Genomic DNA, 15828 nt, shown 5'->3' with positions numbered 1-15828 from the left:
TCGTTCGTGCTTGGGGGCGTCGCTGCGCTCGCGTAGCTCTCGCCCCCAACGCCCCGAATGTTCGTGTCGTTCGACACGCAACCGAACTCCTCCACAAAAATTCGTCCGTGCACCAACGAACTTCGGTGCGCTGCGCCTTCCGCCGGCGAGCGCTAGAAGATCGTAGGTGAGCTACGAGAGTTTCCAGATCGAGGTGATCGAGCTCGGCAGCCGCGGCGTTCCGCTCACGGTGGCCAACGTAGTTGCGCACCTGCGGACGCCGCCCGCGCGCGTGCAGCAGGGTCTCGACAGGATGGCTCGTGAGGGGCTGCTCGAGCTCGAGGTCGACGAGAACGAAGGCTATGTCGTCTACCGCGTCCGCGGGCTCTCCACGTCGTTGCCGCTCGCGCGCCGACGCGCCGCGAGGCCGAAGCCGATCGACAGCATCACGCCTGTGACGTACACGCGGCCGAGCCTGCGCATGACCCCGCAGAAGAGCGTGACGCTCGCGGTCGTGCTCGGCGCCCTCGTCCCGGGGCTCGGGCTCGCCTACGCCGCGCCGCTGCGCGTGGTGCTGCCCGCGTCGCTGCTCGTGATCGTGTTCGGGAAGTTGCTCGCCCCGCTCTTGATCTTCGCGCCTCTGTTCTGGGTGTTCGCGATCGGCGTGTCCGCACTCTTCGGCGGCCTCTACGCCGTCCGTTACAACCAGGAAGGGCACCGCGCGCCGCTGCTCTCCTGAGATCGAAACGATCTCGCGACGCTCGACGTGAAGCGTGCGCGCGTGGCTACGAGAGGATCTGGAACAACGACAGCAGCGTGGCTGCGTCGTGGTGCTCGAAGCGGATGCCAACGCGGGTGCGCCGTCCGCCGGGCGTGCCGCGGCGGATCCAGGCGACGGTGCCGTTCAAGCGGAGCGGATCCCACAACGACGGCGTCGTCACCTCCAGCGTGACGGACGTATCGGGGGTCAGCTCGTTTCCTGCGTCTGCAGAGATGTCACGTTCGAGGACCTCGATCCCGGCGCCGCCGAGGCCGAGGTCGCGGATGGTGACACCGCGGGCGCGGCCCTCCTGGTCGAGGAGGGTGGCCTCGAGCTCCATGCGCTTTCGTCCGTGCGCGCGGAAGTGGTCCCGAACGGACATGCGGAAATGATATCTCTATCGTAGAGGCGACACATGCGCGGACCGCTCGATCCGCTGGATCGGCGAGCGAGCCCAAGCGTGCGGACGCCTCGGTGCAATCGAGGCACGGAAAACTTTTTCCGGCCGGAGGCCGTTACAACGTAGTTGGGTTTGTGTGCGACCTCAAGGTAACATCCGCGCCGCTGCTCGCGCCGGGGCGACCCGGAGCGACCCTTCGTTGATCGAGATGGGAGCTCTACCCTGATGGCTGAGGACACTCGTAAGGACCCGCGGGCGAAGGTGCTCTCGATGACCGTGCGCTACAAGAGCGCCACCGTCGACGAGTTCATCGAGAACCATTCACATGACGTGAGCAAGGGCGGCATCTTCATCAAGACGCCGTCGCCCTTCCCCCCGGGGACGCTGCTCAAGTTCGAGATCCGCATCCAGGAGGAGAAGTCCGTGCTGAGCGGCGTGGGCCGCGTCGTCTGGAAGCGCGATTCGGATCAGTCGACCGATGGGTCGCCCGCCGGCATGGGCGTGAAGTTCATCAAGATCGACGACGACTCGAAGGCGATGATCCAGCGCCTCGTCGACAACCAGAAGGGTGGCCCGAACGCCTACGACGCGGGCAAACCCGAAGGCACGAGCGACGACGGGGACGGAGCCGCGACGCCTGCGCCCGCAGCGGCCGCGTCGAAGACCGGTCCGCGCGCGTCGACGATGCTCGGGCTCGGCGCCGTCGGCGCCGCGGCGAAGGCCGCAGGCAAGCCGACGACGGGCGAGGAGAAGAAGAGCGAGTCGAGCGGCGGCGGAGGATTCTTCCCGTCCACCAATCCCGAGCAGGACATGCCGCCGCCGGAGGAGCGCACCGTGATGCGCCAGGCCGCGGAGCTCCTGAAGCAAGCGCTCGCGGGCACGGGCAGTTCGCTCGACGACGTGAGCGGCGGCAAGATCGAGCTCGCCAAGGAAGCCCCGAAGGCCGAGGAAAAGAAGGCCGAGCCCAAGGCCGAGGAGAAGAAGGCCGAGGAGCCCAAGGCCGAAGCGAAGGCCGAGGAGCCCAAGGCCGAAGCGAAGGCCGAGGAGCCCAAGGCCGAGGAGCCCAAGGCCGAAGAGAAGGCCGAGGAGCCCAAGGCTGAAGAGAAGGCCGAGGAGCCCAAGGCCGAAGCGAAGGCCGAGGAGCCCGAGGCCGAGGCCGAGGAGAAGAAGGCCGACTCCGAGAAGCCGGTCTCGAAGAAGCCCGAGACGAAGGCCGCCTCGACCACGAAGAAGAGCGAAGGCGACGATCGCCGCGAGGCGAAGACTGTCGACGTCCGCGGCACGAAGGCGAAGGCCGGGGAAGGCAAGAGCGGCGGCACCAAGCCCAAGGCGGCCGCGGCGAAGGCGGCACCTCCGCCCCCCGAGCCCGTCGAGGAGAGCAGCGGCGGCGGCGGCCGGATCCTCACGATCCTGCTCATCGCGGCGGCGATCGGCGGTGGCCTCTTCCTCGCGCTCGGCCAGAGCAAGAACGAGACGCCGCCCCCGCCCACCCCGCAGGTCCAGCCGACGGTCAAGCCCGAGGTCAAGGCCACGCCGACGACCGCGCCGACCCCGGAGGTCGTGCCCGCGGCCTCGGCGTCGGCAGCGCCGGAGCCTTCGTCCTCGGCGAACGCAGCGCCCTCCACGACGGCGAGCGCAGCGGCGCCTCCCGCGTCGGCGGCGCCCGCCGCGGAGCCCCCGAAGACGGAGACGAAGACCGAGCCCAAGGCCGAGCCCAAGGCGGAACCCAAGGCCGAGCCCAAGCCCACGGCAGCGCCGGCCGAGACCGAGAAGCCGAAGCCGCCGCCGCCGGCGCCCAAGCCTCCCTCGGGCGGCGACGACTACGAGTGATCCCCGTGGGGCGGCTGCGACCCGGCCGCCCGCGGTTCACGCGCTCCCTCCCCCTCCCCTTCCGATTCCTCCTCGCACCCCCGTGCCCGCTCGCGCTTCGCAGCGCGGGCGGACGCATCGTGTCCATCCGTTAGCGCCGCGTCGAGCTGCTTGGTGCGCGCCGCATCTCGCCCGTATCATGCGGACCTGAATGAGCGGCGCTGGGTCGTCGGGTTCCAGGCAGGGCGCAGAGCGCGGCGTGATCGCCGAGGCAGCCACGTTGTATGCGCCGGCATTGCCCGGACAGGCACCGCGCGCGCGGCCTGCACCACCGAGGCGCAGCCGAGGTGTACAAGCGGTCATCCTCGCAGGCGTGGGGCTCGTGTGCGTCGTGGGGATCGTCGTGCTCGCGGTCATGTTGCGCGGCACGGGGCCGATCGACGCGCTGGAGCAGAGTTCGTCCGTGGCGGAGGTGCATGACGCAGGTTCGGCACAGGACGCAGCGCCAGTGATCGCAGCGTCGACGCCAGTCGCGACGAAGGAGCCAACGCCGGCGACAAACGATCACGCATCGGCGGAGGAGCTCAGCGCAGCGCGGGAGAAGGGGCCGGCTGCGCTCGCGACGCTCGCAGAGCGGTATGCCGAGGATCCTGCGGTGCTCAAGGCGCTGGTCAGTGCGTACACGCGCGAGAAGGCGAACTACGCCAAAGCGATGACGACCGTGCGCAAGCTCCTCGCCGTCGCGCCGGACATGGCGCGCGATCCAGACGTCAAGCAGGCACTCTTGATCGTGGCGAACGGGCCGGTGGACGTCGCGGCGACGGCGCTCGACATCATGGGGACGGAGATGGGCGCGCGTGGCCCCGAGCTGCTCTACGAGCTCCTCAGCGCGTCGGGTCTCGGCAAGTTTCCGAAGGAACGCGCGACGAGGTTGCTCGCGGATCCCAAGGTCAAGGAGATCGCAGGGCCCGGGCTGCTCATCGCAAACGATCTTCGCGCAGCGACGGGTTGTGATCGCAAGAAGCTCTTCGCGCGCGCAGCCAAGGAAGGCGACGAGCGTGCACTCGGGCACCTGAAGCCGCTCCTGGCGACGAAGGGCTGCAGTTGGCACCGCCAGACCGACTGCTTCGCATGCCTCGGCGATCGCAAGGAGCTTCGCGCGACGATCGATGCGATCACGAAGCGCGTGGAGCAGGCGAGCGCTTCGGGCAACTGAGCGGGAACTCGCTTCGCAGCGTAGCGCCGGGGTTTTACCCCGGACCCCACGAGGGGCTGTCCGCCCCTCGACCCGGACCAGGGCCAGCCCTGGACCTTTGGTGCATCGACCGCGATGCGGTCGATGCAAGGGAGCGTTGGTTCGTGCCTCGCGAGGGCTCCGGGAGGAGCAAGGTCAACGAGGTCGGGTGCGGGGTGGGCGCAACAGGATTTGAACCTGTGACTTCATCCGTGTGAAGGATGCACTCTACCGCTGAGTTATGCGCCCATTCGAGAGTTTGGCGGGGCGTGGGTCACGCCTTGCGCCGCGGCTCGACGACGGCGACATGACTAGCGCAAGCCATGTCGTCCGACAAGTGTTTTGATGATCGGGACGTTCGGAAGTTTCAACCCCCGCCCCGCGCAGCCGTGACAGCCGCGCGAATGGCCTCGATCCCCCCGTCGATGTCGCTCTCCGAGCAGGCGTACGAGAACCGCACGTACCCCGGGGCGCCGAAGGGCGTACCCGCCACGCTCGCGACATGCGCCTCTTCGAGCAGCCACATCGCGACGTCGAGGTCGGTCTGGATCGTGCCGCTCTTGTACGGGATGCCGTAAAGGCCCCGGACGTCGGCGAACGCGTAAAAGGCCCCTTCGGGCATCCGACAGCGCACGCCGGGGATGCTGCGCAAGCCCTCGACCATCCGATCACGGCGCTTCGCGAAGGCATCCCGCATGTCGCGCACCGCATCCTGCGGGCCCGAGAGCGCCGCCGTGGCCGCGACCTGCGCGACAGCGGCCGCGTTCGTCGTGCTCTGGCTCTGCACGACGTCGAGCACCTTCGAGAGCTCGGGCGGCGTGATGCTCCAGCCGATGCGCCATCCCGTCATCGCGTACGTCTTGCTCACGCCAGAAATCACGATCGTACGACTCCGTAGATCCTCCGCGATCGCAGGCACCGACACGTGGCGGAAGCCGTCGTAGGTGAGGTCGGCGTAGATCTCGTCGACCACGAGCCAGAGGTCGTGGCGGCGCACGACGTCGAGCAGGGCGCGCAGATCCGACTCCGCGTACGCCGAGCCCGTGGGGTTCGAGGGCGTGCAGAGGATGATGGCCTTCGTGCGCTCGGTGATCGCGCGCTCGAGCGACGCGGCATCCATGCGGAAGCCCTGGTCCTCGCGCGTCTCGACGATCACGGGCGTGGCGCCGACGATGCGGACTTGCTCGGGGTAGCTCACCCAGTACGGCGCGGGGATCACGACCTCGTCGCCGGGCTCGTAGAGGCCGAGGGCCACGTTGAAGAGCGCATGCTTCGCGCCGCACGACACCGTGATCTCGTTCGGCGCGGGGCGGTAGCCGCGGTCGCGCTCGGTGGCCGCGCAGATGGCGGCCTTGAGCTCGGGCGTGCCGGTGACGGCCGTGTAGTGCGAGACGCCCTTGTCGATGGCGGCCTGCGCGGCGTCGAGCACGTGGCGCGGCGGTTCGAAGTCCGGCTCCCCGACGCTGAAGGGGTAGACCTTGTGACCCTGGCTGCGCAAGCGAGCGGCCTGAGCGGCCATCGCGAGTGTGGCGCTCGGGGCCACGGCGGAGAGACGATCAGCGAGCTTTCGAGGCATCTCTGGGGACCCTTCTCACCTGAACTACGTGCCTTTCCTTGCCGACGCAAGCGGACAGACGGGCTCTCCCCTCGCTCCCGTTCGCACGAGGATCATCTCGTGGATCTCCGGCCCCTCCGTCCGCTGCACGGACCGCGTCCGGAAGCCAAACGGCTCATAGAACCCCATGGCATCCCGCGTGCGCAAGAGCACCGTCTCCGCGCTGCGCACCGCTGGGTGATCCAGGAGCAGCCTCATCAGCGCGCGGCCGAGCCCGCGACCTCGCCACGCATCGTGGACGATCACGTCGTACATCCAGGCGTGCCGCGCGCCGTCCGCGATCGCCCGCGCCGTTCCCACGACCGCGCCTGAGCGATCCCGCGCGCCGACCCAGGCCGACGAACCCAGCAAGCTTCTGCGAATGTGCTCGGCCGTCGTGCCCTTGCACCAATACGTACCGTTCAGGAGGGCCGTCGCCGCGTCGGCGTCCGCTTCCCCCATCGCACACACGAGCGTCGCGTCCGCGGGACCTTCGAGGAACGACAACAGCGCCGCAGACGGGTTCGACGCACGCACGAGCTCGATCGCCGCGGCGTCCCCCGGCGCGCCCCGCGCCCAGAGCAGATCGAGGAGACGACCGACCTCCGCGGGCGTGCGGTTCTGCCCGAGCTTCGCTTTTCCATCGAGTCGTTCGAGCGAGACGCCAAGCACGAGCACGCCCGCGACGGCCTTCTTGTAGAGCGGATGCTCGGCGTCGATCGGCGCGTACCCACCCTCGGGCTGGTACTTCTTCATGAGCGCCGCGAGCATCTCGGCCTTCCGGTGCGGCGCCTCGATGCGCTCGATCGTGCCGTGCACCTGCGCGCTGCGGTAGAGCGTGGTGGCCGGGCACGCGCGATCTGGATCGACGAAGTAGCTCGGGATCGAGGCGACGACCTCCTCGGCCGAAATCACGGCGCGCCTGCCGACGACGTCCATCTTCTCGCCCACGGGCGCGCCGTGAAAGAGCAGGTGATCGCCCACGACGACGCCATGCACCACGCGCAGCACGGGCTCGCCCTCGGGCGTCGTCGAGGCGAGGTGCACCACGGGCGCGCGCGCGAGCAGCGCAGCCGCGCTCGCGCGATCCATCCGGAAGATCTCCCTACGCATCGCCGAAAGGTGATCCGGAGCTGGTACCCCGAGAAGGACCAGTTCCGAGAAATCGGGTAGACCAGTTGGGTGCGCGAACATCCCTTCGAACTCGCCCTGGATCCCTCCCCCGACGTCCCGATCTTCGTGCAGATCACGCGCGCCCTGATCGAGGACATCCGCCGCGGGAGGCTCCGGCCCGGCGCTGCGCTCCCGGGGAGCCGCGCGCTCGCGCGCTCCCTCGGCGTCCATCGCAACACCGTGGTCGCGGCGTACCGCGAGCTCGCCGCGCAAGGCTGGGTCGAGACCCGCAGCGCGACGATGACGTACGTCTCCACCACGATGCCCGACGTCCCACGGCGTCGCGCCTCGCCCACCACGCTCGGCACGATCGCAGCGCGCGCGGGCTTTGATCTCCCGGCGCGTGTCTCTACCGGTGGCTGGGCGACCGAGGCACCGCCCGGCGCGATCGTGTTCTCCGGGGGCATGCCGGATCTACGGCTCTTGCCCACGGAGATCCTCGCGCGCGCGTACCGGCGTGTGCTGCGTGGCTCGGCGCGACGTCTCTTCGAGTACGGCGACGCGCGCGGGGACGATCGGCTCCGCGCGGCGCTCGCGGACATGCTCGCATCCGTGCGAGGGCTCGGCGCGTCGGCAGGGGACGTGCTCGTCACGCGTGGCAGCCAGATGGCGCTCGATCTCTGCGCGCGCGCGCTGCTCGGGCCCGGCGACGTGGTCGCGGTGGAAGCGCTCGGATATCGCCCCGCGTGGGAAGCGCTCGCGCAGACGGGCGCGCGCCTCGTCCCGCTCCCCGTCGACGCGGAGGGGCTCTCGATCGACGCGCTCGCGGCGCTCGTCGCGCGCGAGCCCGTGCGCGCCGTCTACGTCACGCCGCATCACCAGTACCCATCGACGGCCTTGCTCTCGCCGGCGCGCCGCATCCGCCTGCTCGATCTCGCGCGCGCGCACCGCATGGCGATCCTCGAAGACGACTACGATCACGAGTTCCACTACGACGGCCGCCCGGTCTTGCCGCTCGCGAGCGCCGATCGCGCGGGCGTCGTCGTCTACATCGGCACGCTCTCGAAAATTCTCGCGCCGGGCCTGCGCATCGGCTTCGTCGTCGCGCCCGCGCCGCTCGTGGAGCGCCTCGCTGCGATCCGCACGTTCGTCGATCGGCAGGGAGATCTCGCGCTCGAACGCGCCGTGGCCGAGCTGCTCGAAGACGGCGAGGTGCAACGCCACACGCGCCGCATGCGCCGCATCTACCAGGCGCGGCGCGACGTCCTCACGGAGGCGCTGCGGAGCAGCCTCGGCGACGCGGTCGAGCTCGCCCCACCGCCTGGCGGCATGGCCATGTGGATCCGTGTCGCGCCGGAGATCGACGTCAACGCCTGGGCCGAGCGCGCCCTCGCTCGTGGCGTCGTCATCCACCCTGCGCGTCGCTTCGCCTTCGACGGCCGCTCGCGCCCCTTCTTCCGGGCTGGATTCGCTGCGCTCGACGAGCGCGAGATCCACGAGGGCATCACGCGCCTCCGCGCGGCGCTGCCCACGAAGGGCGCCACGCGGGCTGCTTCATGAAGTGCTTCGTTACTTGATCTGCGCCGCCGACTCGTCTTTGTCCGGCGCCACGTCGACACCCGGCTTCTTCTCGTCGTGCTTGATCGAGTAACGCACGAGCGCGCGAAGGATGTCGTTGCGGCTCACGTTGCCGACGATCGCTTTGACGTCCTCGTAAATCGAGGGATCCACGAGCAGCGCGCCCACGGTCCCCTTGCCCTTGCGCATGTCGGCGACGATCGCCCGCAGATCCGCGGTCATCGCCGTGACGTTCGCCAGGGCCTCGGCGCCGTTGCCCTTGCCGCCGTAGAGCACGTCGTGCGCGAAGCTGTCGCTCTCGCGGATGCCCTTGAGCGTGGACGCGACCTCGCCCGCCGCCGCGCCGAACTGCGCGATCTCCTTCTGCGGGCCGTCGCCGTAGATGATGTCGTGCGCGAAGCCGGGCCCCGCCTTCACGCGCGTCACCACGCCGCGCACCTCGGCCAGCGTGAGCGCGAGCTCCGCGCTCGCCCGATCGATGTTCTGCAGCGTGCGCGAGATGCGCTCGGCTTCCTCTTTGTCCGTCAGGAACTTCCGCGGGTAGCCATCGCCCTCGGCCACGTCCTTGAGCAGCTTGTTCATCGACGACACGCTGCCGCGCAGATCCTGGTGCAAGCGTTCGTCCGCGAGGCTCTCGCTCATCTTCGAGATGTTGCCGAGCGCCGCGTCGGCCTTCGACGTCATGCCCTGCGCGATGCCCATCAGATCCGTGGGCTCCTCGCTCAGGATCTCGCCGCCCGGCGGGACAGCCTCCGGCGATTTGCCCTTCGAGATCTCGATCATCTTGTCGCCGAGCAGGCCCTTCGCAGCGACACGCGCGATGCTGTCCTTGCGGATGCGCTCGGCCTCGGCCTTCACGACGTCGAGCTCGACGTACACGAGGGCCTCCGCCTGGCCCGGCCGGTAGCCGACCTTCTTGACGTTGCCGATGTCGATGCCGCCCATGCGCACCGGCGCGCCGGGCTTGAGGCCCTGCACGTCCGAGAACGTCGTCGTGAACTTCACTGACGAGCTGAAGAAGCGCCGCTCATCGCCGATCAAGAAGATCACCAGCGCGGAGAAGAGCAGCCCCGCCAGCACGAAGAGCCCGACCTTGACGTCGCGCGACCTGTTCATCTGCACCCTGTTCGGCGGTGGGGGCTACGCTTGGCATCGCCAAGCTGCACACCCACACCCCCGCATATTGCGCGAAGAAGCCCCGCTCGTCACGCACGGAGGAGCGTCTCGACGTCCTCGTTGACCGGGGCGATGCCGTTGATGAAGTTCTTCACGCGCGGATCGCTGGACTGCTGGAACTCGTCGACCCGCCCCGAGAGGATGATCTCGCCCGCCTGCACCATGGCCATGCGGTCGGAAATCGTGAACGCGCTCTTCATGTCGTGCGTGACCACGATGCTCGTCACGTCGAGCGCCTTCTTGAGCCCACGGATCAGGTGGTTGATGCGCTCGGTGTTGATCGGATCGAGCCCGGTCGTCGGTTCGTCGTAGAGCAAAACCTCGGGCTGCACCGCGATCGCCCTCGCGAGCCCGACGCGCTTCTTCATGCCACCCGAGAGATCCGAGGGGCGCATCGCCTCGATGCCCGGCAGCCCCACGAGCGAGAGCGCCCAGTCGACGCGCTCGGCGATCTGCGTCTCGGTCATCTCGTCGCGGTAGTGCTCGTGCAGCCCATACGCGACGTTCTCGCCCACCGAGATCGAGTCGAAGAGCGCAGCGCCCTGGAAGAGCATCGCGATCCGACGGCGAATGAGGCGCGCCTTCGCCTCCTTCATCTGCGTGATGTCCTCGCCGTGGAACGTGATCGCGCCGCCGTCGGCTTCGAGAAGGCGGATCAAGAGCTTCAGCATCACGCTCTTGCCCACGCCCGAACCGCCGATGACGGTGAGCGTCTCGCCGGGAAACACCTCGAGGTTCAAGCCCCGGTAGATGACCTTCGGGCCGAACGCCTTGCGCACATCGCGGAACCGGATGATCGGCTCGCTCACGGTCATCCTTCTTAGCTCGTTCGCTCCACGCGATCGATGCGGATCTCGACCGCGCTGCCACCCCGGAACGTATCGCGCCGGAGCCGGCCCACGATGTCCACGCGCCCGCCCGACAGGCCACTCGAAAGGGCCCCGAGCTCGTACCCGAACGCGCCGATCACGTGCCGCCTGAGCGAGATCTCCAGCTTGAGGTGGCCCTTGATCACGCGCGACACGCGCACGGGCGCCCCACGCACGAGCACCCGCGGCGCCCGGTTGCCCTGCCCGCAAGGCTCCAGCCGCTCGAAATCTCGCGCCACCACGGCTGGCTCGTCGCGGTCGTCGAGGCGCACGTCCGCTTCCCCTTCGAGCGGGCCCAGGTTCAGCGCGCCAAGCGCGACCGCCGCGTCGCACCAGAGCACGCGCAGCGCATCGACCCGATCCGCCCGCACCTCGACGCCCGCCGCAGCCTGATGCCCGCCGAACCCGACGAGCCCAGCGCGCGAGAGCACGAGCGCGTCGTGGAGCGGAAACCCCGCCGGCCCGCGCACCGATCCGCGCCCCGCCGCGCCGTCGAGCGCCACGACGATCGTAGGCTTTCCGTACTTCGACGCCACACGCCCCGCCACGATCCCCACGATCCCCGGGTGCCACCCCTGGCGCGCGAGCAAAATGGCCGGCTCCTTCGCCCAGCCGTTTGCCTCGATCTCGCGCAGGGCCTGCCCGATCATCTCCTCCTGGATCGCGCGCCGCTGCGCCGTGAGCTGCTCGATCATCGCCGCGATCCCGGCCGCGCGCGTGCTGTCGCGTTCGAGCAGGAGCGCGAGCGAGAGATCCGGATCGTCGAGCCTGCCCGGCGCGTTGAGGCGCGGCGCGACGCGGAACGCGATGTCGTCCGCGCTCACGCCTTGGCCGAGATCCAGCCGCGCGAGCTCGGCCAAGGCCCGCAGGCCCGGCCGCGCGCCTTGGCCGAGCACCGCGAGCCCGGCCCGCACGAGCGCGCGGTTGTCGCCGACGAGCGGCGCCACGTCGGCCACGGTCCCGATCGCCACGAGATCGAGCCACTGCCGCATGTCGAGGTTCGCGCCGAGCGCCCGCCGCACCGCCGCGCCGAGCGAGAGCGCGAGCCCGCACGACGCGAGCCCCTTGAATGGAAAGCCGCACTCGGGCCGATGCGGGTTCAAGAACGCGAGCGCAGGCAAGGGCTCCGCGGGCACGAGGTGATGATCGATCACGAGCGTCTCGATGCCGTAGCTCCGCGCCGTTGCGAGCCGCTCGTGATCACTCGATCCGCAGTCGCACGTGACGAGCAGCGTCGCGCCCGTCTGCCGCACGCGCTCGAGCGCCTTCGCGTTGAAGCCGTAGCTCCCGTCCTTGCGCGTCGCGAGCAGCGGCACGACGTCACCGCCGAGCGCGCGGAGCACCTCGGTCACGATCGCGCACGACGTGATCCCATCGCAGTCGTAGTCGCCGAAGACGGCGACTTTCTCGCGGGCGCGGATCGCTCGCGCGAGGCGATCGGCGCTGAGCTCGCGATCCGCCATCGCGTCGGGCGGCGTGAGGTGGGCGAGGCGCGGATCGAGGAAAAGACGCGTCTCGGGGTCGGCGCGGCGCCCCGCGCGGAACAAGGCGTCGGCGACCGTGATCGAGAGCCCGAGCGCCCGCGAGAGCTCCAGCGCCTCGACAGACGCCTCGCCCGGATCACGGATCGCGCCTTCGCGCGCCAAGTTTGCCGCGGCGACCGGAAGGAGGAGGCCACGCGCCTCGGAATCCGTCGCCTGTGTCCACGCGGCGTCGCTCAGCATCCGTGAGATCCACGCGTAGCGCAGCCCCCGTCCAGAGTCCATGCCGGTCGGAAAACCTCTGCGTTTGGCGCGGCTGGTTCCTGGAAAAACGAAACGCCCCGCGGTGAAGCACACCGCGGGGCGTCTTGCGTGGCGGGGAGGAGCGAGGTCTAGACCACCGCGTCGGCGCGCTTGACGGCCTTCGTGCGGGTGACCTTCTTCTGCGCCGTCGCCTGGCCGCCGAAGAACCTGCGGTCGATCCACTCGGTGAACGGCGCGGCGACGTAGATCGACGAGTACGTGCCGACGACAATGCCGACGAGCAGGGCGAAGGCGAAATCCTTGATGACGCCGGTGCCCCACACGAGGAAGCACACCATCGAGAGCGCCGTCACGCCGGAGGTGATGATCGTCCGGCCGAGCATCTCGGAGATCGACAGGTTGATGATCGACGAGAACGACATGTTCCGATGCTTCGTCAGGTTCTCGCGGATACGGTCGTAGACGACGACCGTGTCCGTGATCGAGTACCCGACGATGGTCAGCATCGCGGCGACCGTGGAGAGCGTGATCTCGCGGTGCGTGACGATCATGGCCCCGAGCGCGATGCCGACGTCGTGGACGAGGGCGAGGATGCCGCCGGGCGCGAACCGGAGATCGAACCGGAACGCGATGTAGGCCATGATGAACACGATCGCGATCGCGATGCTCTTGATGGCCGCGTCGCGGAGCTGCGCGCCCGCCTTGGGGCCGATCCACTCGACGCGCAGGGCGCGCTCGGGCACGCGGTCGGCGCCGAGCTTGTTGCGCAGGCCGTCGAGGAGCTGATCGCCGCGCGACTTGAGCTGCGCCTCGACCTTGTGGTCACGCGCGCTCACCACGACGGGGTTGTTCTCGCCCGTGCGCAGCTCCACGCCCGGGATGCCCGTGAGCTGGGCGCGGATGGCCGCGAGGTCGGGCTCGACCTCGTAGCGCATCGTGACCTTGTCGCCGCCGGGGCTGAACTTGATCTCGCTGGCGCGCGCGTTTGCAGGGCAGCGCGCCTCGAAATCCGCGCTCGGCGCCGTGCCCTCGGGCAGGGTGCAGAGCTTCTGCCGGATCGCCTCTTTCTGGTCCTCGCCGAGGGCGCTGACCTCTTGCACGCGGATCAGGTAGCGGTGCGTGTCCTCGGCCCCGCTGTCCTTCACGCGGATGACGTCCGGCGCCTCGAAGCCGAGCGACTCGACGGCCGCGCGAACGTCGCCCGCCTCCGTCGCCTTGAGGAAGGCGACCTCGAGCTCCGTGCCGCCCTTGAAATCCGTGCCGAGGTGGGGGCCCGGCTTGAAGAACGTGACGATCGAGGCGAGCAGGAGCAGCGCGCTGAGGCCGATGAAGAGCCAGCGCTTGCCCATGAAATCGAACTGTCGCCCAGGCTTGATGAATTCCATGTGCTGCGCCTCAGCCGAGGTAGAGCTTCTTGACCTTGCGAGCCCGCACTGCCCAATCGAACATGAGCCGGGTGCAAACGACGCCGGTAAACAGGCTGACCGCGATGCCCACGATGAGCGTCACAGCGAAGCCCTTGATGGGACCCGAGCCGTACTGCGCCAGGATGAGGCCCGAGATCAGCGTGGTCACGTGGCCGTCGAGGATGGCGCTGAAGGCCTTGTCGTAGCCCACGTCCACCGCCGCCCGCGGGCTCTTGCCCTGCCGCAGCTCCTCGCGGATGCGCTCGTTGATGAGCACGTTCGCGTCGACCGCGATGCCGACGGTGAGCACGAGGCCCGCGATCCCGGGCAGCGTCATCGACGCGCCGAACATCGCGAGGATCGCCACCTGGAGCACCATGTTGAAGAGCACGGCGAGGTTCGCGATCGCGCCCGCGCGGCTGTAGTAAATCTGCATGAACAGGAGCACGAGGACGACGCCGGCGAGGCCGCCCTTCGCGCCCTGCACGATCGCGTCCTGACCGAGCGAGGGGCCGATGCGCTGCTCGTTCGAGGGGGAGATCGGCGCGGGCAGCGCGCCCGAGCGCAGCACGAGCTCGAGGTTGCGCGCGTCGGTCACCTGCTGATCGACGTTCGCCGATCCCATCGTGATCGTCGCGACGCCGCCCGGGATCTTCGTCTGGATGACCGGCGCGCTCTCGACCTTCTGGTCGAGGATGATCGCGAAGCGACGCTTCACGTTCTTCTCGGTGATGTCCTCGAAGCGATCACCACCGACGCTCGTCATCTTCATCTGCACGAGCCAGCCGCCGAGGCCGCGATCACTCGGATCGGGCATCGCCTGCGCGTCGCTCACCATGTCGCCGGTGATCTCGGCCTTGCTGAAGAGGTAGTAGGTCCTCCAGCCGACGTCCTCGACGAGGTCCTTCTCCTCGTTGTAGGCCTGGTACTTGCCGAAGCCGATCTCGTGATCGTCCGGCACCGAGAGCGTCGCGGCCCACTCCCGCAGGCGCTCGAGCGCCTGGCGCATGTCCTCGCCCTCCATGTGCTCGAGGACCGCGTAGTAGTTGACCTTCTGCTTGCCGGGGCCGACCGAGACTTGCTCCTGCTGGAAGCGCAGGCCCTTCACTTCCTTGTTCTTCGGGTTGCGGACCTCGGCCTCGAAGTAGTTCACCTCGTCGTCGAGCAGCTTGAACTCGAGGCGCGCCGTGCGGCTGACGATGTCGCGGATCTCGGCGAACGTCTGATCGTTGTCGCCCGGGATCTCGATGATGATGTCCTCGTCGCGCGTGGTGACGCCGGCCTCCTTGAGGCCCATGCTGTCGACGCGGCGGAGCACCGTCTCCTTCGCCTGGGCCACGGCCTTGTCGCGGATCTGGCTCTCGACGTCGCCCTTGATCCGCAGCGTGACCCGCTTTCGATCCGACGAGAACTGCCGCTGCATCTCCTGGAACGGACGCATGAACTCGTCGTTCACCTTGTCCGCGTCCGCCGCGTCCTCGAAGTGGATGAAGAGCGTGCCGACGTTGTCCCTCGATTTCTCGACGCGCGCCTTGCCGGTGAGCTTCTTCAGATCCTCGACCGACGCCTGCTGCTCCGCCCCGACGATCCCGTAGGAGCGCGCGAGCGTCTGGCGCAGCTCGTCGTAGTACCGATCGCGCTTGTCCTTGATCGCCTCGTCGACGTCGACCGTGTAGACGAGCCGCAGACCGCCCTTCAGATCGAGGCCGCGCACGAGGCGGAACTCGATGTTCGAGAGCAGCCACTCGCGCACGCCGCGGTTGCCCACGCGCGCGTCCTCTTCGACCTTCGCGCGCTCCTCGGGCCCGAGCCCCGACCGATCGATGCGGCCGTACCGCTCGTCCGAGTACGTCGGGTAGATGGCGAGCCACGATCCGAGCGCGAGGAACAGGACGAACCCTGCCTTGACGCGCCACGAGAGATCGATCGTGTTCAGCGCGCAGAACAGGGCCCACGGGACGCAGAGCCCGAAGGTCGCGGTCGCCCAGAACACGTGGTAGTGCGCGGCGATCGCGGTGCAGAACGAGGCGATCGCCGACATGATGAAGACGCCGCGCTTCGACCTCTGCCACGCGCCGAGCCCGAGGGACAGCGCGCCGAGGCCAGCGAATGCGTACTGGAGGATGTTGTAGATCATGGGAGGGTCGACTCGGGGGGGCGGTCGC

General features: G+C 69.0%; 12 protein-coding genes and 1 tRNA gene. 4 read left to right on the top strand and 9 right to left on the bottom strand.

The genetic code is table 11. The features are described 5' to 3' along the window. The first annotated feature begins 166 nt into the window (after positions 1–166). Positions 167–718, top strand: a complete 552-nt coding sequence (locus tag QHF89_RS21945; protein WP_136967979.1) for a hypothetical protein — start codon at positions 167–169, stop codon at positions 716–718. A gap of 46 nt (positions 719–764) precedes the next feature. On the opposite strand, the gene QHF89_RS21940 is transcribed toward QHF89_RS21945, so the two are convergent. Next, positions 765–1121 (bottom strand): PilZ domain-containing protein, encoded by a 357-nt coding sequence (locus QHF89_RS21940; protein WP_136967978.1) that lies wholly within the window; start codon positions 1119–1121, stop codon positions 765–767. Between the two features lie 243 nt (positions 1122–1364). Between QHF89_RS21940 and QHF89_RS21935 the strand changes: the two genes are divergently transcribed. Continuing rightward, positions 1365–2969: a TIGR02266 family protein gene (locus QHF89_RS21935; protein ID WP_136967977.1), complete on the top strand. Its 1605-nt coding sequence runs from the start codon at positions 1365–1367 to the stop codon at positions 2967–2969. A 190-nt stretch (positions 2970–3159) separates the two neighbouring features. Continuing rightward, positions 3160–4164 carry a hypothetical protein gene (locus QHF89_RS21930; protein WP_136967976.1) on the top strand — a complete coding sequence of 335 codons (1005 nt, stop codon included), beginning with the start codon at positions 3160–3162 and terminating at the stop codon, positions 4162–4164. Between the two features lie 195 nt (positions 4165–4359). Here the strand turns inward: QHF89_RS21930 and QHF89_RS21925 are convergent. From QHF89_RS21925 to QHF89_RS21915, 3 genes are all read right to left on the bottom strand, one after another. Next, positions 4360–4431, bottom strand: a tRNA-Val gene (locus tag QHF89_RS21925). 118 nt (positions 4432–4549) lie between these two features. Next, positions 4550–5758, bottom strand: a complete 1209-nt coding sequence (locus QHF89_RS21920; protein ID WP_136967975.1) for a pyridoxal phosphate-dependent aminotransferase — start codon at positions 5756–5758, stop codon at positions 4550–4552. Positions 5759–5782: 24 nt separating this feature from the next. Continuing rightward, entirely contained in the window at positions 5783–6889 is a 1107-nt protein-coding gene (locus tag QHF89_RS21915; RefSeq protein ID WP_136967974.1) for a GNAT family N-acetyltransferase, read from the bottom strand. A 69-nt stretch (positions 6890–6958) separates the two neighbouring features. On the opposite strand from QHF89_RS21915, the gene pdxR reads away from it, so the two are divergent. Beyond that, a complete protein-coding gene (gene pdxR, locus QHF89_RS21910; protein ID WP_136967973.1) occupies positions 6959–8449 on the top strand; it encodes a MocR-like pyridoxine biosynthesis transcription factor PdxR in 1491 nt (496 codons plus the stop codon). Between the two features lie 9 nt (positions 8450–8458). Here the strand turns inward: pdxR and QHF89_RS21905 are convergent, their stop codons facing one another. The 5 genes from QHF89_RS21905 to secD all read right to left on the bottom strand — a co-directional run bounded on the left by QHF89_RS21905 (position 8459) and on the right by secD (position 15800). Then, positions 8459–9583, bottom strand: a complete 1125-nt coding sequence (locus tag QHF89_RS21905) for an MlaD family protein (RefSeq protein ID WP_136967972.1) — start codon at positions 9581–9583, stop codon at positions 8459–8461. A gap of 89 nt (positions 9584–9672) precedes the next feature. Further along, positions 9673–10452 carry an ABC transporter ATP-binding protein gene (locus QHF89_RS21900; protein WP_136930664.1) on the bottom strand — a complete coding sequence of 260 codons (780 nt, stop codon included), beginning with the start codon at positions 10450–10452 and terminating at the stop codon, positions 9673–9675. Between the two features lie 11 nt (positions 10453–10463). Next, positions 10464–12278 carry a single-stranded-DNA-specific exonuclease RecJ gene (recJ, locus tag QHF89_RS21895; protein WP_284720787.1) on the bottom strand — a complete coding sequence of 605 codons (1815 nt, stop codon included), beginning with the start codon at positions 12276–12278 and terminating at the stop codon, positions 10464–10466. A gap of 107 nt (positions 12279–12385) precedes the next feature. Further along, the gene (gene secF, locus QHF89_RS21890; protein ID WP_136967971.1) at positions 12386–13642 is read right to left on the bottom strand and encodes a protein translocase subunit SecF; all 1257 of its coding nucleotides are present in this window, start codon (positions 13640–13642) and stop codon (positions 12386–12388) included. Positions 13643–13652: 10 nt separating this feature from the next. Continuing rightward, complete coding sequence (gene secD, locus QHF89_RS21885) at positions 13653–15800, bottom strand: protein translocase subunit SecD (RefSeq protein WP_136967970.1); 2148 nt, start codon at positions 15798–15800, stop codon at positions 13653–13655. Positions 15801–15828 lie beyond the last annotated feature (28 nt).

The sequence above is a fragment of the Polyangium sorediatum genome (assembly GCF_029946465.1).
GTDB lineage: Bacteria > Myxococcota_A > Polyangia > Polyangiales > Polyangiaceae > Polyangium > Polyangium fumosum.
Note: the sequence above shows the minus strand (reverse complement) of the source record. Positions and strands in the feature narration are given on the sequence as shown.